18 protein-coding genes are annotated in these 24285 nt (G+C 63.1%); 12 read left to right on the plus strand and 6 right to left on the minus strand.

The features are described from left to right. The first annotated feature begins 17 nt into the window (after positions 1-17). The 4 genes from K6T25_RS13305 (at position 18) to K6T25_RS13320 (ending at position 2346) form a co-directional block, all read left to right on the plus strand. A complete protein-coding gene (locus tag K6T25_RS13305; protein WP_222918046.1) occupies positions 18-230 on the plus strand; it encodes a type II toxin-antitoxin system HicA family toxin in 213 nt (70 codons plus the stop codon). A gap of 330 nt (positions 231-560) precedes the next feature. Beyond that, entirely contained in the window at positions 561-1256 is a 696-nt protein-coding gene (locus K6T25_RS13310; RefSeq protein WP_222914891.1) for an outer membrane protein assembly factor BamB family protein, read from the plus strand. 35 nt (positions 1257-1291) lie between these two features. Then, complete coding sequence (locus K6T25_RS13315) at positions 1292-1606, plus strand: hypothetical protein (RefSeq protein WP_222914893.1); 315 nt, start codon at positions 1292-1294, stop codon at positions 1604-1606. Between the two features lie 206 nt (positions 1607-1812). Then, on the plus strand, positions 1813-2346 hold the full coding sequence (locus K6T25_RS13320; protein WP_222914895.1) for a hypothetical protein: 534 nt from the start codon (positions 1813-1815) through the stop codon (positions 2344-2346). Positions 2347-2494: 148 nt separating this feature from the next. Here K6T25_RS13320 and K6T25_RS13325 read toward each other — a convergent pair whose 3' ends face one another. The 5 genes from K6T25_RS13325 to K6T25_RS13345 all read right to left on the minus strand — a co-directional run bounded on the left by K6T25_RS13325 (position 2495) and on the right by K6T25_RS13345 (position 7901). Next, on the minus strand, positions 2495-3559 hold the full coding sequence (locus tag K6T25_RS13325; protein WP_222914897.1) for a TrmB family transcriptional regulator: 1065 nt from the start codon (positions 3557-3559) through the stop codon (positions 2495-2497). A gap of 24 nt (positions 3560-3583) precedes the next feature. Beyond that, positions 3584-4744 (minus strand): ABC transporter ATP-binding protein, encoded by a 1161-nt coding sequence (locus K6T25_RS13330; RefSeq protein ID WP_222914899.1) that lies wholly within the window; start codon positions 4742-4744, stop codon positions 3584-3586. A gap of 56 nt (positions 4745-4800) precedes the next feature. Continuing rightward, positions 4801-5250, minus strand: a complete 450-nt coding sequence (locus K6T25_RS13335) for a hypothetical protein (RefSeq protein ID WP_222914900.1) — start codon at positions 5248-5250, stop codon at positions 4801-4803. Further along, complete coding sequence (locus tag K6T25_RS13340; RefSeq protein WP_222914902.1) at positions 5247-5834, minus strand: hypothetical protein; 588 nt, start codon at positions 5832-5834, stop codon at positions 5247-5249. Before K6T25_RS13340 ends, K6T25_RS13335 begins: the two co-directional genes overlap by 4 nt. A 132-nt stretch (positions 5835-5966) precedes the next feature. Beyond that, positions 5967-7901, minus strand: coding sequence for an amylo-alpha-1,6-glucosidase (locus tag K6T25_RS13345; RefSeq protein ID WP_222914904.1), 1935 nt, complete (start codon positions 7899-7901; stop codon positions 5967-5969). Positions 7902-8008: 107 nt separating this feature from the next. Here K6T25_RS13345 and K6T25_RS13350 point away from each other — a divergent pair, with 107 nt between their 5' ends. The 5 genes from K6T25_RS13350 (at position 8009) to K6T25_RS13370 (ending at position 12424) form a co-directional block, all read left to right on the plus strand. Continuing rightward, positions 8009-9370, plus strand: a complete 1362-nt coding sequence (locus K6T25_RS13350) for an ABC transporter substrate-binding protein (protein ID WP_222914906.1) — start codon at positions 8009-8011, stop codon at positions 9368-9370. Between the two features lie 5 nt (positions 9371-9375). Then, the gene (locus K6T25_RS13355) at positions 9376-10395 is read left to right on the plus strand and encodes a carbohydrate ABC transporter permease (RefSeq protein WP_222914908.1); all 1020 of its coding nucleotides are present in this window, start codon (positions 9376-9378) and stop codon (positions 10393-10395) included. After that, positions 10395-11261, plus strand: coding sequence for a carbohydrate ABC transporter permease (locus K6T25_RS13360; protein WP_222914910.1), 867 nt, complete (start codon positions 10395-10397; stop codon positions 11259-11261). Before K6T25_RS13355 ends, K6T25_RS13360 begins: the two co-directional genes overlap by 1 nt. 396 nt (positions 11262-11657) lie before the next feature. Next, a complete protein-coding gene (locus K6T25_RS13365) occupies positions 11658-11954 on the plus strand; it encodes a transcription initiation factor IIB family protein (RefSeq protein WP_222914912.1) in 297 nt (98 codons plus the stop codon). Between the two features lie 137 nt (positions 11955-12091). After that, positions 12092-12424 (plus strand): hypothetical protein, encoded by a 333-nt coding sequence (locus K6T25_RS13370; RefSeq protein ID WP_222914914.1) that lies wholly within the window; start codon positions 12092-12094, stop codon positions 12422-12424. Positions 12425-12693: 269 nt separating this feature from the next. On the opposite strand, the gene fdhF is transcribed toward K6T25_RS13370, so the two are convergent. Then, complete coding sequence (gene fdhF, locus K6T25_RS13375) at positions 12694-14811, minus strand: formate dehydrogenase subunit alpha (RefSeq protein ID WP_222914917.1); 2118 nt, start codon at positions 14809-14811, stop codon at positions 12694-12696. Positions 14812-15085: 274 nt separating this feature from the next. Between fdhF and K6T25_RS13380 the strand changes: the two genes are divergently transcribed. The 3 genes from K6T25_RS13380 to K6T25_RS13390 all read left to right on the plus strand — a co-directional run bounded on the left by K6T25_RS13380 (position 15086) and on the right by K6T25_RS13390 (position 24191). Further along, positions 15086-18532: a PD-(D/E)XK nuclease family protein gene (locus K6T25_RS13380; RefSeq protein WP_222914918.1), complete on the plus strand. Its 3447-nt coding sequence runs from the start codon at positions 15086-15088 to the stop codon at positions 18530-18532. Beyond that, positions 18529-22602 (plus strand): UvrD-helicase domain-containing protein, encoded by a 4074-nt coding sequence (locus tag K6T25_RS13385; protein WP_222914920.1) that lies wholly within the window; start codon positions 18529-18531, stop codon positions 22600-22602. Before K6T25_RS13380 ends, K6T25_RS13385 begins: the two co-directional genes overlap by 4 nt. A 71-nt stretch (positions 22603-22673) precedes the next feature. Then, complete coding sequence (locus K6T25_RS13390) at positions 22674-24191, plus strand: ATPase domain-containing protein (RefSeq protein ID WP_222914922.1); 1518 nt, start codon at positions 22674-22676, stop codon at positions 24189-24191. The last annotated feature ends 94 nt before the right edge of the window (positions 24192-24285 follow it).

The raw sequence follows: 24285 nt of genomic DNA on the forward strand, positions 1-24285 counted from the left end.
ACGAAGTCGTGAATGTGATGGTCAATAGCGGGATTTTCGAGTGGGTTCGAACGAACGGCGACCATGCGATCCTTCGGTGGGAACCGCTAGGCGATCACAGTACCGATGCGCGAACCGTCCCCGTGCCGCTGCACGATGAATGTGACACCGGGACACTCCGTGCGATCGCTGAGCAGGCTGGTGCACGAGACTTCACCGAATTCTGCGACTGGATCGATCGAACCTCGTGATCTTGACTGCTGAGCCTTGCTCCGCGTCGAACTACTGACCAGACAATTATCTGAAACAGTACAATTATGTGTCAGAAGTGACGCCCCCGAACCATGAGGCGCCGGGAGTTCTTATCGACGGGAGTAGCAGCTGGGATCGCGGGTCTCTCCGGGTGTGCGACTGTTGGGAACGTCGCAAAGGACGCCTACCGGACGGTGACGAATAGTGCACTGCCGGAGACACTCTCTGAAACGTCGCCAGAAGACAGGGCCCGACGGCTCAGATACTCTGATACGGCTTCGTAACTGGAGAACGATGTCAACAATTACTGGGAGTATGCGTCCGATGAGTTGGGGGCCTTCACCCCGGGCACGGCACGAATCCGTGAGGGAGTTCTGTACACCGGATTCATTGAATACAAAGAAGACGATGAGCCCTCATATCTTCGCTCTGGATCGCTCCATGCGATAGCCGCGTCAAATGGAGCCAAGCAGTGGTCTACGAATGCCGTCGTCCACGATATCGCTGTTCCTGACGGGGATTACCTGTATCTCAGCTCGTCTGTGGCGTCAAGTGAACCACCGGATCGGTGGCAGCGACTCACAAAAGTGCGCAAAGATACCGGTGAGACGATTGAGTTCCTGTATGAAGAACGGAGCTCTGACACGTTCAATGGGCTACTAGTTGTCGGTGGGACACTGGTCGCAAAGCAGCGTGACACCCTACTCGCATTCTCGCTGTCCAACAACGAGCGGCTCTGGAGCCACGGGGACGTCGATGGGTACGCTATCCACAACGGGACTGTCTATCTCGTCTCAGATGGGCTCATAGCCTGTGACCTCGACACTGGCGATCAACTGTGGTCATCGTCGACAGCGACAGACGGCCCACGAGATCCCGACTTCGGCCAGCCTCGGATCCAAGACGAGTTCATTCTCATTCGAGATCGGGATGACAACACCGTGTACGTCTACGATACTGACGGGACTGTTGTGCGGGACTACCGTATCACCGACACCTTGGGCGGGCCCCAATCATCTCCCTGAACACGGTCTATGTGCCGTATCGAAGCGAGGACATGATGGAGGGAAGGATCGCTGGCGTTCTCAAATACAACGTGACAGAAGCTGGGGAGCTACAACAAGACTGGGAGTATGCTGATTCCGTCGATCACCTCCATCGTGGGTTCACGAATGGAGTCGTGATGTGTGACTCTGGCTTGGTAGACAAAGAGGGGGCAACAGCACTCAGTATTCCAGTGCCGGGGTTTGCCGGCGGCGATTCTCGAAATCGGTTTGTGAACCCATCGACAACTCGGGGATACACTGTCGGACTCGTATTCGACAACGCGATCTTCACGTTCGGCGAGACGATCCGAGCGTACGCTCCAGCCTGATAGGTCAACTCCCCAGATATCGCCGATATCCTATTTCGAGACTCCGGGGTCGTAGTGATACCACCCACCGTGGAACCTATCGGTGCGGCCTGTCTGTCCACCGTGCTTGCAGTACAGGTGATCGTTCGGGAACCGCCAGTTCAAGTTCTGTCGGGACGCGCTGATCAGTAACACTATACAATGGTCTCACAGAACTGCGGGGCGAGATGGACCGACGGGAGTATCTGTCTACCATCGTCGGGAGTGCTGGCGTACTACCGCTGGCTGGATGTACAGACGTCGCAAATTCGGTGACGACCACAACTGAACCGCCGCCCGTTCATGAAGAAGCTGAGGACCCGTGGGAGACGTTTGAGCGGACAACAAGTCATGACTCATCACCGGCGTTGGCTATCTCCGGCGAAGGGACTCTTGACGTCGGTGAATACGTCGCTCTGCAAGTCAGTGGGCCCAGTATCGATGTGCAGGTGTCGTATCTGTCCATCCACGTGACTGTGGAGAGCGATACCTGGCTGGATATCTATACGCTCTCGGGGGACGCGTACAGCGTCTACCAGGATCGAACGTTCGCTGACCAGGGTGCCTATGACAACCTCTCAGAAGAGGGAACGACTGAAGCGGAACTCGAGGATCAAATCGCTAGTGGGCCCAATTGGGTGGTCTTTGATAACACAGACGTTTTCGGCGCCAGCGGAGAGGGCTCACTTGAGTTCAGGTTCGAGATGACCGGGGTCAACTAGCAGTCCACACTACTCGGTCGTCGTCGCTCCTGCGTCCTCGTCGGGTGTCCGTTCGGGGGTGAGCTATTGTACTCTCAAATGCTGTTCGGATACTGCGAAGAGAAGGCAAGTCCACAAACGCCCTCCTGCAACCGCCGTTCCCGTTCACTCACGCGGTCTCGATGCCTTCTATGACGTAGCGGTGTGCCTCAATATCTTCAAGCATCGCCCCCCAGCCACCGACGGAAACGGTCCCGTCCGGAGTCTCAAGCGTGAGCACGGCCTCATCAGTGAACGATGCCAGGGCCGGGCCGTCGCCCTTCCCGGGCGTGTAGGTGATGTCGATCACCTCCCCCGTCACTTCTCGGTCAGACCCATCTTGGCGCGATTGGCCATAGATCGTCATGAAGATCTGCTTTCCGGCCTCGAACTCCGAGAGGATCGCTCGGATACACTCTCTGATGTTCGTGTAAGTCCGTGGGGATCGCTCATCGCGGACACTGTAGACGAGCGGCCACGGCTCCCAGAACGCCGTCTGGAAGTACCAGTCGAACATCCGCGACAGTGAGTAATCATTCACAAACAGGCCGTACTCTTGGCTCGGGTGTGGCGTTTCTTCGGGCGTGAAGCACGCGGACATCCGGTCGGCCAAGACGAGAAACGGTGTCGGGAGCCGTCTGTGTCGAGCCTCCGTGACTGCCCCCTCGAGGTCGATGTCCGGTAGCGTCTCGACTCCAGTCAGCGTCACCTTCACGACGACGCCGCGATCAAGAGCAGCGGCGAGGTCATCACGGAACGATTCGAAGCGATCCGGGGTCATCGCGATCTCCAGCTCGTTTCGGGCATCGGTGATGTGGTCGCGAGCCCGGTCGTACACACCTGACACCGGTCGGATCACGCTGACACGATGGTTCTCTACTTTCGGCTCCTCCCACCGGTTTTTGAGTTCTTCCCCGGCAGTGCTCACCGTTTCGGCATAGGTGTCCAAGCGTTCGACGACGTCTTCGGGGTCGCGAGCACGCGCATGCAAACTTCCCTGCTCGTATGTCTCGACGTACCCCTCTCCCTCGAGGTTTCGGAGGACCTCGTAGATCCGGGCCTGCGGCACGTCACTTGCATCGGCGATCTCGGTCGCTGACGCGCTGCCCAACTCCAGCATCGCGACGTATGCCTTCGCCTCATATTGAGTGAGCCCGACGTCCTCGAGCGTCGAGCGAAGGGTCTCCGTATTCATGGAGGACAGTTGTGTAGGTGCAAATTAAAGCGTGGCTCCCTCGGGGAGTCGCTTAGTCTCCATTGCTCGATTGAAGATCGTCTCGCCGCTATCGCTGTCGAACATATGGATTCGGTCGCGGGGGAACCGAAGCCGAATGTCCTGCCCGATCGAGATATCGTACTCGCCGGACACGGAGGCGACCACGTCTCGGTCCTCGACACTGACATGGAGCAAGTTCTCACGCCCCATCGGCTCGACGACATCGACGCTCGCGACGACTGTCGCCGGCCCGGGGTCCGGCGCCAACTCGATGTCCTCGGGACGGATCCCGAGCGTGACGTGCCCGCGATCCCCGAGTTGTGCCGACTGCTCGTCCGTGAGTTCGTACGTGATCTCGCCACGGCGGCCCACGCCAGTCTGGGGATTGTACTCTAATTCGAGGAAGTTCATCGACGGCGACCCGATGAAGCCGGCGACGAACTGATTCGCCGGTTCGTGATAACACTCCAGGGGCGTCCCGAGCTGCTGGAGGGACCCTTCATTCAACACCGCGATGCGATCTCCCATCGTCATCGCCTCGGTCTGGTCGTGGGTCACGTAGACCGTCGCGACGCCGAGTTGCTCGTGCAGTTGCTGGAGTTCGGTCCGCATCTCGGTCCGGAGCTTTGCGTCGAGGTTCGATAACGGCTCGTCCATGAGGAACACTTCAGGCTCCCGAACGATCGCACGGCCGAGTGCAACTCGCTGTTTCTGTCCACCGGAGAGCGCGTCGGGGCGGCGATCGAGCAGCTCCGTGATGCTGAGCATCTCGGCGGTCTCGTTGACGCGGGCGTCGATCTCGTCGTCGGGGAGGCTGCTCGTCATCTCGAGGCCGAACCGCATGTTCTCGGCCACCGTCTTGTGTGGATACAACGCGTAGTTCTGGAACACCATGGCGATGTCCCGGTCCTTCGGCTTCGCTTCGTTGACGACCTGACCACCCACCCGGACTTCGCCGTCGGTGATCGTCTCGAGCCCGGCCAACAGCCGGAGCGTCGTCGATTTCCCGCACCCAGATGGACCAACGAGGACGAGGAACTCACCGTCCCGAACCTGGATGTTGAGATCCTCAACCGCGACGACGTCTCCCTCGTCGGAGTCGAACGTCTTCGTGACCCCGTCGTATTCGACGGCGGGGCGCTGTGAGTGGTCCGCTCGTGCCATTGTTTATCATACGACTACCTTCGCATCGACTTAGTCGTTACTACTGTAGTAGTAGATCATGGGCTATACCCGACGAGCCATGGGATGAACACGGGAGCAACATACCCGAACCACTGGGCTGTCCACGCGATCCCGAGCCAGAGGAGTCCCCATGGCGAGGACACGACGACCGGTCGGATGGGCCATCCCGCACCGGCGTGAGTCATTTCCCGTGGGTGCACGAAATCTGCGACGAGGTGGGCGGCCATTCCGAGCGTCACGAAGTTGATTGCGACCGTAGTCTCCGGTGTCAGGCCGCCGATCCAGTCGAGAAAGACGTACACCGTACTCGGAACCAGGAGCGTGTGGAACATCCAGGAACGGTGAAAGCGTTCGGTCACCGCGTCCACGTCCGGGAGCAATACGCCCACGAGCAACGGAACCGCGATGAGCGGGTGGTATCCGAACGCAACGGCGATGAACGCGAGTGGCACGATACTCGCGATATGGATCTGTCGATCCGTCACGACTCTCCCTCGACGAGTAACTCGCCCTGATACGCCTTGACGACACGAATCGCGCCCCCGCCCGCGGTTTCCTCGTACGCGACCACTTCCAGTACCGCGAGCAGCCCAGGCAGTAACAGCGGCACCGCAATCCCCAGTCCAACACAGATCAGGATCACCAACCCGATGAACAACACATGCAGCGCCGTGAACGCGGGCGTCGCGAGCAAGTGCCGTGCCGCATCCCACAGTGCTTGTCGCGAACTCGGTGCGCCCTCGCGTGTCAACAGCGTCGCCGCACGAAATGTCACCGCGATCATAGCGACACACGCGTAGACGCCGAGAAGTGACCCTATCAGGAGCGGGCCGCTCCGACTCGCGATAGCGGTCCCGGCATACCACACGGTCACGACGGCGACGGCGATCGGCAGCACCGTCAGGAGCGATCCGCGACGAAACTCCGAGCGAAATGTCCGCACAAAGACGTTGATTCGCTCTCGCTCGGTCGTTCGACCCCCTGCCGTCCGCTCGGTCACACCGGTGTGTGTCGCGGCCACGATCGCGATGATCGCGGGACCAAGCGTCACGACCGGGAGCACGGCCACACTGAAGAGCAGACTGAGCGCGATGACGCTCGTCAGGTCCGAGTAGGCTGCCCGACCGAACGCCGCAAGCGCGCCGGCGGGGTCAAGCGTCGGGCGAGAACTCACAGTACGGTCACCGAGCGTCCGGGTACATTAGTGCTTATTCCTACGGTGCTCCGTATCGAGGTCATCGCCGGCGATCGCTTGGAGGCAGGCGAGAGGGGCTGCAGCAGCCCACGCCTGCGGCTCACACGCTTCCCCGTACGTAACGGGGATATCGGTGTTCCCTCGATCGAAGCCGGCGAACAGCTCTGGCAGCCGGTCGTTCCCCCGCGCTCGGGCAGCCGCGATGAGGCCCTCCGCGATCTGACGGGCGCCGTCGGTCCGCCCGTATCGGGCCATCCCAAGAGCGACGAGCGAGTTGTCGTGCGGCCAGACGCTCCCGAGGTGATAGCTCTGTGGATTGTAGGCCTCATGGCTCGAGGCGAACGTCCGAATGCCCCACCCAGTGAACATGTCCGGTGCAAGCAGACGGTCCACGACCGCGTCGGCACGCTCCTCGGGAACGATCCCGCTCCACAAGCAGTGTCCCGGATTTGTCGTGATAGCGGGGATCGCGGTGCCGTCACCGTCGACGCCGACCGCGTAGAACTGTTCGTCAGGGAGCCAGAACTCCAAGTCGAACCGCTCCTTGAGGGTACTCGCAGCCTCCTGTAAATCGTGTGAGCGTGCGTGTTCGTTAGCTTCGCGGGCGATCTCGACACCACGGTCGAGCGCGTCGTATGCGTACCCCTGTACCTCGGCGACCGCAAGCTCCCCGCTCGGGTGGGTGCCATCGGGGTAGACGATGCCGTCATTGCTGTCCTTCCACGAGATATGGCGGAGTTGGCCGTCCTCTTGGTCGTCGTCGACCGGGTATGAGAGGAATCCTCCATCGGCTATTTCACCCGAGATCCACGTGAGAGCGCGGCTCACCGCGGGCCACAACTCCGATAAGAACTCGTCATCGCCCGTTCGTTGCCAGACTTCATGGACGAGCACGACGAACAGCGGTGTCGCATCGATCGTCCCGTAATACGGACGGTGTGGGACCAGCCCACGAGCGGCGAGCTCGCCGTGACGGATCTCATGAAGGATCTTGCCGGGCTCGGCCTCTACTGCTGTGTCGGTCTGTGTCGCTTGGTGAGCAGCCAGATACCGACACGTCCCCTTGGCGATGGTCGTCGACAGCGACAGGGATTGATACGCCGCGATGAGCGAATCGCGACCAAACGCAGTCGCGAACCACGGCACGCCAGCCGAGAGGATCGGACCGTGTTCCGTCTCCTGACGCAGTTCAAGGAGGTTCTCGCGACTCTCTCTCAACACATCGTCCCACGCGTCTTTAGGGTGAGCGAGCGACGTCTCCGTCTGCCACGTCCGATTACGATCGCGAACGTCCTCACGTGCAGCATCGACCGCCGTCGCCGGGGGTTCCGACTGCCCGTCAACGGTCACGGCGATCGGGAGCGAGCGGGTTTCCCGTGCATCGAGTTCGAGATCGATAGCTACCGTTCCGTCTCCACGAGCTGTTCCGTCACCCGTCGACACTGACACCGGGTCGTCTCCTCCTACCTCGATTGAGACGTGCCGGCGAAACTCGATATCTGACGGGGCGTACGTGAACGAGAGTCCACGGTCGCTCGTGGCCGTGTCAACCGTCCGGTCGACGTCGGCGACCATCCCCCGAACCTCGAACAAGTCATCGAAACACGATCCGACCGATATCACGACCTCAGTCTCGATTGCCTCGTCAGTGAGGTTCGATATCGAAATCTGCTCGTAGAGTCCATCCGTCACGAATTGCCTGCGAGACACGTGGAACTTTCGAGACCCCGTCTCGAGCGGTGTGCCGAGGTGGAGCAACCGTTCTCCCGGCCGACGATCAGTGACATCCAGCGTCTCGAGTTCCGGACCGAGCGAGAGCGTGTACCGATCGAGATGGCGAGTATCGCGGTGATAGAACCCATCGTGCTCTCGAGTCGGCTGTCCCTCGCCATCCGTTACGAGGAACGTGGACCCGGAAACGACCGTGCTGTCGCGCTTCATCTGTTTCGCTATTGGAAAGGCCGTTGATAAACGCACCGGCTGTTACTACTGCAGTAGTTCAGTTTGGGAAAGATATTAGTATGAGTACTCATACGTGAGGAACGAGCATGACAGACGATAGCAGGAACAACGGGAGGACGCGGCGACGCGTCATCGCCGGGCTCGGCGCAATCGGTGCGACAGGTGTTCTGGCGGGCTGCACCTCGGATGGCGGCGGCGGCCAGACCGACGACTCGGGGAGCTCGGGCGATGATAGTGGCAGTGGCGAGTCGACGTCCGAGGGGACGCCAACGCCGGTGTCCGCAGACCTCACGCTCTCCGGCTGGGCCGCGAACAACGAGGAGTCGGCGTTGCTGGATGAGTTGGTCAGCAACTTCAACAGCGAACACGACGGGATCAACGTCGAGTACAACGCGATCCAGTCGAAGTACAAACAGAAGCTGCGGACGCAGCTCGGTGCCGGGAACGCCCCCGACGTGTTCTATGTCGATTCGGGGTACTTCTCGTCGTTCGCGGCTGCTGACGTGCTGCTTCCGCTCGATGACATCGCGGCCGCCGACTCGTTCAACACCGAGGACTTCTTCCAGCCAATGTTGGACGCGTTCCGCTACGATGGGACCCTCTACGGGATCCCCAAGGACTTCTCGACGCTGGGCCTGTTCCACAATACCGCGATGTTCGAGGAGGCGGACGTCGGCGTCCCAGAGACGTGGTCTGAGCTGTCCGATGCGCTGTCGGCGCTCAATGACAATGTCTCAGACGAGAGCTTCAAGGCGCCAATGATCGAGTACGCGAACGGTCGGTCGTGGTGGGCCTTCCTCTATCAGAACGGCGGACAGGTGCTTTCCGACGACGGCAGCGAAGCAGTCTTCGCATCCGATTCAGGCGTTGAGGCACTCGAGTTCCTGGTCGGGCTCAAGGAAGACGGCCTGCTGGCAGTCCCGAGCGATCTCGGGTCCGGGTGGCACGGTGCCGCCCTTGCGAGTGGTGAGGTCGCAACTGCAGTGCTTGGTCCGTGGGGGCTCCCCTTCCTCGAGGGCTACGAGAACAACCCCGGCATTAACGAGAACGTTGATGTTGCACATCTCCCGACTCCCAGCGACGGCGAGCGGGCGACGATCGCGTACACTGTCTCCTACAGCGCCTCCGCGAACACGAGTTCGACCGCGGGGTCGAAGGAGCTGATCCGGAATCTGACGAGCGACGACGGGATGGCCCAGTGGGCACGCAAGGGGCTGGCCCTCTCCGCGCGGAAGTCACACAGCGAACTCGACTACTATGACGATCACCCGCGCCGGCGGACGCTGCTCGAGGCCGGCGAGTGGTCGCACCCCTTCTCGTTCGGTCCGAAAACCGAAGCGATCGCCAACCGAATCCGCCCGCAGCTTGAGGCCGCGATGCTCGGCGAGAAATCCCCGTCCGATGCGCTTTCGACGGCCCAAGAGAAGATCAACTCCGAGGTCCTCTAACCGGTATGGCAACGGAGCCCCAACAGTCCACCGCGGAGCGTACCACCGAGCGCCTCCGGAGTGCGCTTCACGACCTGAAGGGGTACGCCGGTATCACCGAAGACCAGAACAACCTGATGGGGTTCGCGTTCATCGCCCCCAATATCGTCGTCTTCTCGCTGTTTCTGTTGGGGCCGGTCCTGTTCGCCTTCTATGTCTCGTTCCAAGAGTGGAGCATCCTCGCCGGCGCGGGTGAGTGGACGGGCCTCGGAAACTACATCGAGGTCCTCGAGCCGCTTCCAATAAGCTACGCCGACGGGAGCCTCCAGTGGCGTCCGGAGGTGTTCACGGAGCCGTCAACCAGCCTCTGGTGGTACTCGCTGAAGAACACGTTCGTCTACGCGATCGGGACCGTGCCGCTGCAGATCTTCGGCGGGCTCGCGGTCGCACTCATGCTCGACAAGCGGGTCCGACTCAAGAAGGCGTACCGCGCCGCCTACTTCATGCCGGTGATGCTGTCGGGTGCCGCCTCCGCGGTCATGTGGCGGTGGTTCCTCGCCGGCGACGGTGTGATCAACGGGATCCTCCCCACGTTCCTTGAACACAACTGGGCAGGAGACCCGGGGACCGCCCTTGGCGGCGTCATGCTGATGGCCATCTGGGGCGGGATCGGCTCGAACATGATCTTCTTTCTCGCAGGACTCCAGAACATCCCCGAAGAGCTGTACGAAGCCGCCCGAATCGACGGCGCGAGCCGCTGGCACCGCTTCCGCCACGTCACGTGGCCCAGCCTCGGCAACACGAACTTCTTCGTGTTCGTGATGGCGATCATCTCGGCGTTTCAGGTGTTCGGCATCGCGCTGGTCTTCTCGCAGGGTGGGCCAGTGTACGCGACAACGACGACAGTGCTGCTCATCTACCAGCGCGCCTTCGAGGAGGGTGCCTTCGGTGAAGGGGCCGCGATGGCGTTCCTGTTGTTCCTCCTGATCTTCGCGTTCAGCTACTATCAGTACCGGTACCGCGAGGAAACGGAGGTGGACTACTGATGGCCCGGTCCGACTACGAATATCCGGGGTACAAACGCAGCGGCGTCAGCTACTGGTCGAAGACGACGATCCTGTATCTGCTCGTCACTGCGGGTGCGCTGTGGATGACACTGCCGTTCTGGTGGACGCTCACGACATCGCTGTCGGCGTCGCCGACGGCCGCCACCGTCTCGTTCATTCCGGCGGAGTTCACCCTGCAGAACTTCATCACCCTCTGGGAGCGGCCGGACATTCTGCTCGTCAGGTGGTTCCTCAACACGATGCTGTTTGCGGGTGCGGTGACCGCGTTCAACCTCACCTTCGACTCGTTGGCGGGGTACGCACTCGCGAAGGTCGACTTCTGGGGTCGTGAGAAGATCTTCCTCGGGTTCATTTCGACGATGATGATCCCAGGGATGGTGACGTTGATCCCGGTGTACCTCCTGCTCGTTGAGTTAGGCTGGGTCAACACCTATCAGGGACTGATCGCCCCGCTCGTCGCCCAGCCATTGGGGATCTTCCTGCTTCGGCAGCACTTCAAGAGCCTGCCGTCGGCCTTGGGGGACGCCGCGAAGATCGACGGCTGTAACGAGTTCCAGACCTTCTATAAGGTGTACCTGCCGCTGGCGAAGCCCGCCTTGGCGACGCTGGGCATCTTCACGTTCATGGGCGCGTGGAACAACTTCCAGTGGCCGCTCATCATCGCGAACGACGCGGAGATGTACACGCTCCCGATCGCGTTGTTCGCGGTCCGGAACCAGTACTTCGCTGAGTGGGGGCTGATGATGGCGGCTGCGTTGATCATCGTCGCACCGGTGATCGTCGCGTTCCTGGCCGCCCAGAACTACTTCATCCAGGGCATGAGCCTTTCCGGAATGAAAGGCTGACAGGGGTCACGAACGGCCCCGCTGCGATCCGTTCTGACCGGTACTCTAGCGGGTCGATAGCGAAACCGGAGTAGTCACTAGAGCCACGACAATCCGGAGTAACGGGCGAGAGATAGAGATCTCCAACGTACGGATCCGAACTGAACGCTGGAGCTGTGTTCGAGCTCTCCGGTGCGATCCGCTCGATATCGGAGAGCTACGGAGTGACCTGCTCGTCGTCGCCCACGAGCACGATCTACTCCGTGGCCCTGCGTTTGACCCTTCGCCGCCGCCGCGCTCCGAATCGAGAGTATCGCGGCCGGGCTCTCGCGGCCGTTGTGTCGGATCGCCACCGCTCTCGATACCGATGAACTCGCTGCTCGAAAGGCAGTCAAGCAACTGCAAGGGACCGGTGAGGTGCCGCTCCTGCTCACAGAAGTCGAAACCGTACTCATTCAGCTTTGCTCCGAAGCAACTCCATCCGGCGTTGTGGCAACGGAGGCGTTCGCCTGTCTCGAAGCACTTGAGGAAGCAGGGAAGACGGTTAACCGCTCACGAGCAGGGATCGCCGCCGCGTGTCTCATCTACGAGTACGATCTGGTTGATCTCGCGTCATCACCAACGCACGAGGAGATCGCCGCGATAGCACGCATGACGCTCATGACGACGTACACATGTCGCGACGAATTGGAGACTGTCTTCGAAACGGAGTGACGTGATGTCCTCGTGACGCGGTTCAATACGAGTGAAGACACGCTGAGTGGCGTCTACGAGGAACTGATCGGTGGCGGATTGAACGAACTGGTTCCATTCACCGACAGGTCGTCAAGCACGACTTCGAGGACTGATGGGTGAAGGTAGTCGTCGAGTTTAGCTGTCGCGAGTGGTTCCATTTGCTCGACGACGTCACGAATCGTCAGCAGTGCTGGATGATCCGTAGCTCCCCGGAGAGTATGGAGTTCTGCTCGGTCAGGAGAATCCCGCATTACAAGACCGACCCCGACCGGCTGGCCCACGACGAGTACCGAACGCAGCTGAGTGTGTACTACCACGTGCTCGCAAGTGTGTACCCCGACCGGCCGATTCAGGCGACTGTCTTCTACACACAGACCGCTACTTCGGTTACTGTCGATCCGGTTTCGATCGACGAGCTCGGTCGGCTATCGAGAGGGCGACACCATTGACAACTCTACAGAAATCAAGGCAGAGTGCCTCGGGGCTTGACCCCGAGGTACTTCACACTACATTGCCCTGAATTCACTCGAACACGCGTCGGGCATACCGGTAGATTGGCGCCGCAAGCCAGTCGCGTTCCGACGCCATGTGCTCGAATGCAGCCTCCGCTTCGGACTGGGTGAGTACCTCACGGTCAGTAAGCGCACGGAGGATCAGCGGTGACACGGCAACGTCGCCGGGTACGAGCGGTCGGAGTTCCGGTAACGCCCGATAAGTATCAGTCGTCCGCGGGGGCGTCGGTACCGTCGGACGGTTCGAGCGAGACCTCGATATCCGCGGCTGCAGCCTTGTACTCGGGTATCTTTGCTCGATCGTCGAGCACATCATTTGTCAGGCGGTTCCCCGCGGCGTCTGCGAAGTGCGGGGTCGTCCACACGGTGCCTTCCTTGATGTCCTCGGTGACACGGGCCTCGAGCTCGATTTCTCCGCGCCGGGACGTGAGCCTCACGTAGTCGCCGTCCTCGATGTCGTAGTGCTCGGCGTCGTTCGGGTGAATGTCGACGAAGTTCTCCGGCTCGACGTGGGTGAGCGTCTCGGAGCGGCGGCTCATCGTCCCCGTGTTGTAGTGTTCGATGATCCGGCCCGTGGTGAGGATAAGCGGGTACTCGTCGTCGGGCGTTTCCTTGGGGGGCTGGTGGCGCACGCCCTCGATCCGTCCGCGGCCGCTTTCGGTGGTGAACCCCTCCTCGTAGAGGAACGGGTCGCCCTCGTCGCCGGGTTCGTAGCAGGGCCAGTGGATGCCCGTCTCGCCGAGGCGGTCGTACGTCATACCGTGGAAGATGGGCGCGACCTGCCGTAGCTCCTCGAACACCTCCTCGGGCCCCTCGAAGTCGAAGCTCCCGTCGCCGAACAGGCGGGTGCCCACGTCACAGAGGATCTCGAGGTCATCTTTCGTGTTCGGGTGGACCTTCTCGACGCCGCGCATCCGCTGGGTTCGGCGGTCCGTGTTGACGACCGTCCCGTCGCGTTCGGCCCACGAGGTGGCCGGCAGAATCACGTCGGCGTACTCGGCGGTCTCGGTCCTGTAGATGTCCTGGACCACCATGAAATCCACCGCAGCCAGCCGCTGTTCGACCATGTTGGTGTCAGGTTCGCTCATCACGGGGTTCTCACCCATGACGTAGAGCCCGTGGATCGTGCTCCCGATCTCGTGGGACTGTTCGACGTTCGTCAGGCCGGGTTCGGACGGGATCTCGAACCCCCAGACCTCCTCGACGTCGGCGCGGACCTCGGGATCGGACACGTCGCGGTAGCCGGGGAGGACGTTCGGCATCGCGCCAACGTCCGAGGCACCCTGCACGTTGTTCTGACCACGCAGCGGATTGACACCGGTGCCCGGGCGGCCGAGATTGCCCGTGATCAGCGCGAGGTTGATCTCGTTTTGGACGTTGTCCACGCCGCAGGTGTGCTGGCTCATCCCCATGCCGGTGAAGATTGCGGCGTTGTTCGCTTTCGCGTACTTCTCGGCGGCAAGTTCGATGTCCTCGAGGGGGACGCCACACTCCTCGGCGGCGGCTTCCTTGTCGAAGTCCGAAAGCGTCTCCGTGAGGTCCTCGAATCCGTCGGTGCGCTCCGCGATGAACTCCTCGTCGACCCAGTCGTTCTCCAGAATCGTCTCGATGACGACGTTGAGGAAGGGGATGTCCGTTCCCGGCTCCACTTGGAGATGCATGTGCCGGTCCGTCTCTCCGATATTGAACGAGCGCGTTGTCTTGTTGGCGTGAGGGTCGACCTGAATGACGGTTGCCCCCTCCAGTACGGCCTGTCGGAAGTACTGGCTGTTGGCAATGGGGTGCTGCTCGCCGGGGTTGGCTCCCTGGATCCAGAACACGTCGGCTGCCTCCTCCAGGTCGGCCATACTGTTGGTCATGGCGCCCTCGCCGAGGCTGTTTTTGAGCGCGTACACCGTGGAGGAGTGGCACATCCGCGTACAGGTGTCGACGCTGTTGGTGCCGTAGTGGCGGGCCAGTTTCTGGACGAGGTAGTTCTCCTCGTTCATGGCCTTCGAACAGCCGTAAAACCCCATCGCCTGCGGGCTGTGTTCGTCGCGGATGCGCTCCATCTCGTCAACGATCAGGTCGTAGGCCTCGCCCCACGACGCCTCACGGAACGTACCGTCGTCGTCGCGGATCAGCGGGTCGGTCAACCGGTCCTCGTGGTTGACTGACTGCGTCGCCGCACCACCCTTGATGCAGACGCTCCCCTCGTTGACCGGTGCGTCGGCCCAGGGTCGGAAGTTGACCTCGCCGTCCTCCTCTCGCGTGATTTGGATACCGCACCCCACACCACAGTACGGACAGATGGTCTTGACCGGCCCCCCGTCCTCGTTAGACATGATGCTCCCCCTTCGGTTTGTGAACCATTATCACTCGAAGCGTATTGGTCCACCCGCATGAATTTACATGATCCGAATCCCGCCGTTCCCCAACTGTAGATCGGCCTCGTGAACTATCTATCAGGACTGTCCTCGTCCCGAAGACACAGCGACTGCAGTCGGGAGACCCGTTCGAGGAAGGCGCAGTCGGGAACCCGATGCGGACTCCGAGCGATAATCCGGCTGCGCATATCACCCACATTCAAGCCCGCCGCTCGTATGGCCGTACAGACAGATGACGCGGCAGGTCCACGCCGACGTATGTCGCTCGGCTGCCGAGCAAACCGCCCTCGAACGCGCTGCAGCGGAAGCCCCGCAGCTCCCCGGTTCGGTTGTCTATCTCGCACCCCCCTCCGGGGACCCTGCGCGTATTCGCCAGACCTGGCGCGAGATCGCCAGCCCGATCCGACTTCGCGTTCGCACCTTCGACGGCCTCGTCACCGACGCGCTCGAGCGCGCCACGTTCCGCACGCGCAACAGCGCGCTCACCGCAGAGGCGCGTCTCCGCCTCGTCGAGAATGCGGTTGACGGGCTCGACGATGCACACCCACTCGTCTCAGCACGGACGACCGCCAGCGCACAGACCTACTCACAGGCGGAGAATCTCCTTTCGCTGTTAGAGTTCGCTGACATCACGGGCGCCGATGCAGTCCGCGACGACGACCGGCTGGCCAGCATCGACGTTCGAACTCGGGATGCATTGGCGGAGCTGTACGCCGCATTCACCGCTGCCCGCGACGACCACGCTGCCGAAACCGGCACGCGACCGTCGATACGCAGCGAGCAGTACCGGACGGTCATCGACCATCCCGAGGCACTCACAGCAGAACTCGATCCGGCGACGACCGTCGTCTTCGGCGGCCACACCGTGTTCTCGGCACTCGAACGCGACCTCGTCGCCGCGATCGCGGACGGAGTCGATCACGCTCGTGCCATCCTGCCGCTTGCGGGCGACCCGAACGCCGACCGACTCGCGGGCGTCGACCGTGCAGTCGAACGCGCGTCGGTCGCGTACGAGGATGCCGGGTTCGAGTTCGGTCGCTCCCCGACGACCAAGCCATCGGAGCTCCTCGTGGAGCGACTCTACCGGTTCGACGACCGAACCCCGTTGCCGACAACGGTCGTCGAAGCGGCGGGTCTCGACTGTCGTCACTATCCCACGGCAGATCATGAACTTCGCGGGGCGTTCCGACAGGTGGCCGACTGGGTCGAGGCCGGCACTTCCTCCTCGGAGATCGCCGTCGTCGTCCCCGACCTCGCCTCCTGCACGGAGCAAGTCGCCGAAGCGGCGGCCCAGTACGGACTCGCCCCGCACATCAGCCGGGAGGTCGGCCTCGCGAACACGGAACTCGGCGAAGTGCTCGTCAACGCCTTCCGCCTCGACGACGATGCGACCGTCCGTGACCTGATCCGACTCGTCGACAGTCCGCTTGTGGACCCAGACTGGCCAGACGAGCCGGTCGATGCTGCAACCGTCCTCACTGCCGGTAGCGCACTCGAGGCGACCGACCTCGACACGCTCACAGCGCACCTCGGCACTGCCGAGCCGGGAATGGCGGACGCGATCGCGTGGCTCCGGAGTCGATGTGCTCGTCTCGCCGACTGCACACCCACGACTGCCGCCGACCGACTGGAGGAACTCCTGATCGACCTCGGCGTTCTCGATGCCGACGCGGGCACCGACTGGACGCTGGTGACCGATCACGAGACTGGCTGGATCGCCGCCCGCGAGCGCGCCGCGGTCCGCGGAGTACGCGACATCGTCGACTCCTTCGAAGGCATCCGGTTCCCGGCGGACGTCCCGTTCGGTGAGCGGCTCCAAACGGCAGTCGACGCGGAGACGGTCGACGTCGACGCCGGCACGACCGATGACGTCCGCGTGTGTACACCGAGTGCGGCCGCACACCTCCGCTTGGAGACGGTGTTCGTCCTCGGCCTGACTGACGACCGCACGCCGAGCAACCCGACGCGCCTCGCGTTCGCCCGCAGCGTCAACGACGCACACCCGGACTTCGCCGAGAGTGACGCCGTTCAGCAGACCCGCCACGCGATCGGTAGCCAACTCGCGAACGCTGACACAGTCGTCCTCTCGCGACCGCTGTACACTACAGACGGCGACGAGACCGTTCCAGCGGACATCCTGACTGAACTGGAACGAGTCACCGCTGAGGAGGCTATCCCGACCGAACAGGTCCGCGACAGCGATGTCGCTCCCCGTTCGCGCGAGGATATCCAGCGTCGCCTCGCGAGTGTACTCGATGACCACTCAATCGCTCACGACGGCGTGGTAACGGCCGCAGAGACGGAAGCCGTTGCTGCCGTCGCCGAGGCGGACGCGTTCGCGAACGCAGCGGCCGACCCGACCGAGCGGTTGCGCGCCGGCGTCGCGTGTGCAGCGGGTCGTCGAAGTCCACGGACAACAAGGTACGACGGGCACCTCTCCCCGGAGACGGTCGCACAGTTCGCCGCGGCGTCGACGCCGCTCAGTCCGTCTCGTGTGGACCGATACGTGACGTGCGGATTCAAGTTCTACGCGCGGACCGTCCTGGGATTCGAGGAGCCCGACTCGGAACCGTTGGAACTCGACGCGCTCGACAGCGGGCGGCTCGTCCACAACGTGTTCGCGCGCTTCATCGGGTCGCTGCAGTCCAACCTCGGCGAACCGGTGACGGTGGAGACGAGCCAGAAGTATCACACCGCGATGTACGAGGCGGCGGTGACCGAGATCGAGCGGCCGTACGTCCAAGCGCACGACACGGCGTTCCACGACGGGTGGCTGCAACGACTGTTCGCGGGGCTCGATCCGGCGCGGCCGAACGAATACGACGGCCCCGACGGCTACGAGGGTCTGTTAGTTCGGGCGCTTCGGAGTCTCGCCGAGGAGACGGATCGGTTCACCGCCCGCCCGGCGTACGTCGAGGCCGACGTTGGGGTCGAAGCCGACGGTCCCATCGATGGGCCGACTGCGGCGACAGGCCGCGACGACGACCCGGTGACGCTACTGGCTAGTGAAGCGGTCGACCTCGTTCCCGACGCACCGTTTCGCTTCCGCGGGAAGGTCGACCGCGTGGACATCGTGCCCGACGCGACGCCGACGCAGATCACGGCGATCGACTACAAGACGGGCTCACATCCGTCGGTGTCCGACGTTCGCAACGGCGTCAGCTTCCAGCTGCCGCTGTATCTCCGCCTGTTGGAGACCGCACTCGACGATGTCGAGACCGTGGGCGCGGCGTACTACGACCTCGATATTCCAACGGGTGCGGGTGTGTCGAAGTCGCCGTTTACGAGTCGCCTGTACACGAGCTATGGCGGCGGCACCCCGCTCCAACGGCAACGGACGACCGGCCTGTTCGACTATCACCGCGACCCTGACTCCGAACCGGCCGAGGGCCTCGATATGAGCGGCAGCGAGAGCGAAGCCGACCTCGATCCTGACGACCGATTCGATGACTTCCTCCACGGGACACTCGATGACCGACTCACGACGATCACGACGGCAATGACCGAGGGCGTGTACCATCCGACGCTGTTGGGCGCCGAAGCGGCCAAGTGCGACTACTGTGCGTACGCGGACGTCTGTGACGTGCGCCATCACCAGCGCGTCGACCGCGTCGACGACCACGGCCTCGAAACGGCCTACGTTCCGGATGCCGCCCGCCCGACGGGGGGAGCGCGATGATCGACGACGAACGCCTCGAACCGGAACAGCTCGCCGCGAAGAACGCACTCGACCGGAACGTCTCGTTGCGTGCCGGTGCAGGGACGGGAAAGACGACCACGCTCACCGCGCGATACGTCGCGATCGTCGAGCGCGAACTCGCGACCGTCCGCGAGCGACTCGCCGACGGCACCGACACCCGTGGCGAAGCCCTCGATCACGCCGCATCGATCCCGGAGCATATCCTGACGACGACGTTCACCGACCGCGCCGCCGCGGACCTCACCGGAACGGTCCGCGAGGAGATCGACGCGAAGCTCTCGGCGGCCGAAGACGAGTTGACGTTCGCGCTGTGGCGTGCCGTCGGTGACGCGCTCGATGACGCGTACGTCCAAACGCTCCACAGTCTCTGTCGACGCGTCCTGGAGGAGCGTGCCATCGGCGGGCTCGACACACCGCGAGTCGCGTCCGACCACCCGTTGGCGAAGTACGGCCTGACATACGCTGACCTCGACGTCGGCTTCGATGTCGTCGAAGGGGACGAGGCAGAGGAACTCGCCCGCGAGGCGGCCGCGGCGACGCTTCGTGAAGAAGAGACCGATGCGATCCGCACGCTCGCACGTCGCTACGACCGCGACACCGTCGAGGACGTCTGTTACGACCTACTGACCGCCTCTCCCCGCTCACAACCGTACGGCTGGTTGGAGTGGATGAACCGCATCGGGAGCGCGGAGGAGTACGTCGGAGAGATACTCTCGTTGCAAGCCGACCCCGAACGGCTCCGTGCGGTCTGGGCGGAGATCGCCGAACCGATCGGCGTTGTCGCCTCGCTCGCCGAGGAGGCTGCCGGCCGCCCGACGAACAACGTGGTCGGCCCGCTCCTCGAGGCGCTGGAATCGACGGGGATCGACTCGCGAGCTGCGTTCGACGCCGCACCACTCACCGATCAGCTCGCGACCTGTTACGCTGTGGCCGACGCGGTGCGGACCGGTGACGGCGACCGCTACAACGCCGACTGGCTGTTCCCGAGCGCCTACGAGATCGATGGGGCATCCGAATCGGACGAACACAGACTGTACGACGCTGTATGGGCGATCGCGACGGCAGTGCCCGACGGGTGGGCGACGACTGACCTCGACGTGGACGCCGAGCACGCCTCCTACGAGTACGTCGACGCGTTCGCGACGGTCGCGACGACGGCCTTCGAGCGCTACGCCGAGGCGAAACGTCGCGACAACGTCGTCGACTTCGGCGACCTGATCGCGCTGGCCAACCACTTCCTCGGTCAACTCGACGCCGATGCTCGCCGCGAGTTCGGCTTCTTCCCCGACGGCGCGGCGGACGGCCCGAACGGCTACGTGATGGTCGACGAGTTCCAGGACACCAACGCCGACCAGTGGCGCGTCGTCCGTGCGTTGGCCGCACCCGATCCCCACGAAGTAGACACGACGAACCTGTTCGTCGTCGGCGACGACAAACAGAGCATCTACCGCTTCCGCGGGGCGGACGTGTCCGTGTTCGACGAGGCGGACAAGACGCTCACAGAAGCAAACGACCGCGCGGGTGTCGCGGCCGATCAGGCACCGCTCACGACTAACTTCCGAACGCTGCCCGAGCCGTTGCACGCGATCAACGGGCTGTTCGACCGCGTGTTCCCACGGGGCGACGGCGGCGATGATGCCCCGACCGCCGACTGGGCCACGACGGATGGGGACGGCACCGTCGCCGCGTTCGAGGCGATGAGTGAGCCGCTGGCGAGTGCACGGCGGTCGACGACCGGGTCCGGCGACCGCATCGACCCGATCGTCGAGTACATGCCGGTCCCTGTCGACGGCGACCAGCAGACCGACCTGCTGGCTGACGGCCACCAACTCCGTGCGGAACGGCGCGACGACGGGAACGCCCTAGAGGCCAAGGCGGTCGCGACCCGCGTCGCACAGCTGTTGAGTGACGAGACGACGGTGTTCGAGACAGTCGACAACGATCACCCGGGGTACGATCGGCTCGCGCACGACGACGAGGACGTCCCCGTCGAGCGGATCCGCGACGTCGCCCCCGACGACGTTGCCATCCTGTTGAGTTCCCGCGGCGGACTCGACGAGTACGAGCGCGAGCTCCGCGAGTTGGGCGTGCCCTACACCGTGATCAAGGGTGCCGGCCTGTTCGACTCGCCCGAGGTCACGACGCTGGTGAACCTTTTGCGCGTCCTGGTCGACCCGACGAACGACCGTGCGCTGTACGGGCTGCTTCGGTCGCCGATGTTCGGTCGGACGGACGACGCGATCGCCAGGCTCGCGGCCGCCCGCGGCGACGATGAGTCGCTGTGGGGGGCGCTACGGACTGCTCACCACGAGGAGTGGGAGTCGATCGCCGAGGACCTCCGCCGGTTCCGTGCGTACGCGGGCGCGGCAGAACAGGACGAGTACAACCGCGTCGCGACATGGAGCGAACTCCTCACACGGGTTCTCGACGAGACGGGATTCCTCGCGGCTGTCGGCGCGGACGAGCGCGGTGACAAGGCCGTTGCCAACGTCGACGAGTTCCGCTCCCGACTGCGGGCGTTCAGCGAGGACGGCGTCCACAGCCTCGCGGAGCTGCTCGACCGGATCGAGCGGCGTGCCGACGGCGACGCTCGTGACGCCGAGGCGAACGTCGTCGAGTTCGACCACGGCGACGCCGGTGGGGGTGGAGTCGATCTCCTCACTATCCACGAGTCGAAGGGCATGGAGTACGAGGTCGTCGTCGTCCCGAAGCTCGGGCGGAACTTCCAGAGCGCGAGCGGCGCCCGGCTCGCGGAATCGGTCGAGTTCGAACTCGTCGACGGGGACGGCGACCGCGTTCCGTTGTTCGGGATCAAGGGACCCGACCCGGACGACCCGTACGATGATACTGCCACGGTCGCTCGCGACATCGCACAGCAACGCCGGCGGTTTGAGGAACGGGCCGAGCAGAAACGCCTGCTGTACGTCGCGGCGACGCGGGCGCGTGACCACCTGCTCCTCTCGGGTCAGCACAAGGGGGGAGACGACGACTACCCTGCCGGGTTCGAACCGCCGGACCCCGGGAACGCGAAGACGTGGCGCGACTGGGTGCAGGCGGTGTTGTTCGACGGTGTCGGTTGTCCGGGAGCGGACGACGCCGCGGCGGTCGTCGAGGGGCTCCGACGCGACGGCGTGTACGAGCGAGCGCTTCCATACGACCTGCGGGGCGAGCAGGCCGTCGGGACGGTCACTGTTCGCCTCCCGCCTGCGGACGCGACGTACGAGCCGCCCGCTTCGACTGCGGATCTCGGACTCGACGAGTTCGTCGACGGTGTGACGACTCCCGGGCCGACAGTGCTGGAGCTGTCACCGAGTACCTGTACGGGGCTTAGTCAGGGCGAAAAGACGTTGCAGCGGCACGGTGGCCGGATCGTCGCGGTCGACACGGGCGACGCTGTCCATCGTACGGGAGACGGCGGTGAGTCTGAAGGAACGTCGACACCGGGCGATCTCCCGGCGACCGCGTACGGGGAACTCCTCCACCGGCTGTGTGAGGTACAGCCACCGGATGATCGTGTCCACGAGTTCGCACGGGACGTCCTCGCCGAACACGGCGAGCCGGTACCCGCTGATGAGAAGCGTATCGAGGAAGCGATCGACGCCGCGACTCGCACTGCCGGTCGGGCGCGTGCACGGGTCGACGAGGTGCTCAATGCGGTTGACGGGGACGTCCTCGCCCGCTACGACGAGTACCGCCTCGACGTTGCGATCGACGGCGGCGAACTCGAGGTCGACCGCGTCGATCTCGCTGGAGAGATCGACCACCTCGCCGTGACCGACGACACGTACCACGTGTTCGACTACAAGACTGACCGGGCCGGAGCCGAAGACGGCGACGCCTTCGTCGAAAAGCGGATGCAACACCACGAGCCACAGCTGCGTGCCTACGCTGCGGCACTTTCGGCTGCTGACCCGACTCGGGACGTGGTCGTTCGGCTGGTGTTTACCGATCTCGACTGTCGGATCGCGAGGATGGCCGAAACGGACGACGCAGTCTACCGGCTCCTCGATATGCTCGGTGTCCACCTTCGTGAACGTCTGTTAGAGTGAGTGGCTCACGAATGGACGAAAAGACATCATTCTTATTACTCTCGGTTGCTTAACGGTAGCAACGGTTTAGTATGTCTGATACTTCCCGCGACACGCGGACGGCGGAGATCGAGTTGGTCGCGTCAGGCATCCCCGAGTTAGACGATCTGCTCAACGGCGGATACGTCAGGGGCCGAACATATCTTCTCCAGGGCGTTTCGGGAACGGGGAAATCGCTTCTCGGACAGCACTTCCTCCGAACGGGACTCGATGCCGGCGAGACGGTCGTCTACATCCACGGTGAGGAGTCCAAACAGGACATTCTCGTCAACGCGGCACAGTTGGGTGTCGACATCCGGGACGCCGAGTTCCTCGACATCGGGCCCGGGACGGACTTCTTCGCCGAGGACAAGTCGTACAACCTGGTCGAGGCAACCGAGGTCGAATCCGAGCGGTTCACACAGGATATCAAACAGGTGATCGAGGACGTCGACCCGGCACGGATCCTGATCGATCCGATCACCCAACTGCAGTACGTGGAACAGGACCAGTACCAGTACCGGAAGCGGTTGCAATCGCTCATCCGGTTCCTTCGGGACCGCCGGGTGACGACGGTCGCAACGCGAACACTCAACAGGGAGAGTACCCCCGGGACCACGCACGACGACTTCGAATCGCTCAGCGACGGCGTCATCGACCTGTATCTCGACGAGCACGAACGTCGGATCGCCGTCCCGAAACATCGTGGCCTCGGACAGGTGGACGGCACCCACGGGCTCGAGATCCACGAGGACGGGATGGCAGTCTACCCACAGATCATTCCGAAACACGACAAGCGAACGTTCGATCCGGAACTCATCCCGACCGGCCACGACGCCCTCGACGATCTCCTCGGCGGCGGGATCGAACGCGGAACCGTCTCGTTTATCAGCGGTCCGACCGGCATCGGCAAATCGGTCACCGGCGCACAGATACTCTCGGGCATCGCCGAAGACGGGGGGACCGCGCTCGGATACCTGTTCGAGGAGTCCATCGATCAGTTCGTGCATCGTTCGAAGGCCCTCGGACTCCCGATCGACGAGATGCGGGCGCAGGGGTCGCTGCGGCTGACGGAGACCGAACCCCTCGTGCGCTCGGCCGAGGAGTTCGGACAACACGTCCTCGACCAGGCCGACGAGTACGCCCCGGACGCGGTGTTCATCGACGGGTTATCGGGCTACAAGATCTCGCTCCAGGGCGACGATCAACGGCTCGGTCGTCGTCTTCACGGGCTCACCCGGGTGCTCAAGAACCGCGGCATCGCGGTCATCGTCACCGACGAGGCGGACCGCCTCACCGGCATTCCGAAAGCCACCAGTACGAACACGAGCTACATCGCTGACAACATCGTGTTTCTCTCCTACGTGGAGGTCGACGGCGAACTCGACCGGGCGATCGGGGTCATCAAAAAGCGACTGGGGGATTTCGACAACCGATTCCACCGGTTCTCCATCGTGTCCGGCGAGGGGTTGGTCCTCGAGGGGCCGTTCGACAACGTTCGGGGGATCATGCAGGGGACTTCGACGTCTCGCGTCGGGGACGCGCACACCCGCACGACCGATCAGCCATGACCGACCGAGCAAGCGGTCGGGACGGGAGGCGACACACCATACAACTCCTGGTTCGCGGAGACAGCGATCGGGAAGCCCTGGAAGAATTTCTCGA

The sequence above is a fragment of the Halobaculum rubrum genome (assembly GCF_019880225.1).
Taxonomy (GTDB): domain Archaea; phylum Halobacteriota; class Halobacteria; order Halobacteriales; family Haloferacaceae; genus Halobaculum; species Halobaculum rubrum.

Coding starts and splice junctions, on each gene's coding strand:
- K6T25_RS13305 (WP_222918046.1), top strand. CDS start 18: ATGGTCAATAGCGGGATTTTCGAGTGGGTTCGAACGAACGGCGACCAT.
- K6T25_RS13315 (WP_222914893.1), top strand. CDS start 1,292: ATGGAGGGAAGGATCGCTGGCGTTCTCAAATACAACGTGACAGAAGCT.
- K6T25_RS13320 (WP_222914895.1), top strand. CDS start 1,813: ATGGACCGACGGGAGTATCTGTCTACCATCGTCGGGAGTGCTGGCGTA.
- K6T25_RS13325 (WP_222914897.1), bottom strand. CDS start 3,559: ATGAATACGGAGACCCTTCGCTCGACGCTCGAGGACGTCGGGCTCACT.
- K6T25_RS13330 (WP_222914899.1), bottom strand. CDS start 4,744: ATGGCACGAGCGGACCACTCACAGCGCCCCGCCGTCGAATACGACGGG.
- K6T25_RS13345 (WP_222914904.1), bottom strand. CDS start 7,901: ATGAAGCGCGACAGCACGGTCGTTTCCGGGTCCACGTTCCTCGTAACG.
- K6T25_RS13350 (WP_222914906.1), top strand. CDS start 8,009: ATGACAGACGATAGCAGGAACAACGGGAGGACGCGGCGACGCGTCATC.
- K6T25_RS13355 (WP_222914908.1), top strand. CDS start 9,376: ATGGCAACGGAGCCCCAACAGTCCACCGCGGAGCGTACCACCGAGCGC.
- K6T25_RS13360 (WP_222914910.1), top strand. CDS start 10,395: ATGGCCCGGTCCGACTACGAATATCCGGGGTACAAACGCAGCGGCGTC.
- fdhF (WP_222914917.1), bottom strand. CDS start 14,811: ATGTCTAACGAGGACGGGGGGCCGGTCAAGACCATCTGTCCGTACTGT.
- K6T25_RS13380 (WP_222914918.1), top strand. CDS start 15,086: ATGACGCGGCAGGTCCACGCCGACGTATGTCGCTCGGCTGCCGAGCAA.
- K6T25_RS13385 (WP_222914920.1), top strand. CDS start 18,529: ATGATCGACGACGAACGCCTCGAACCGGAACAGCTCGCCGCGAAGAAC.
- K6T25_RS13390 (WP_222914922.1), top strand. CDS start 22,674: ATGTCTGATACTTCCCGCGACACGCGGACGGCGGAGATCGAGTTGGTC.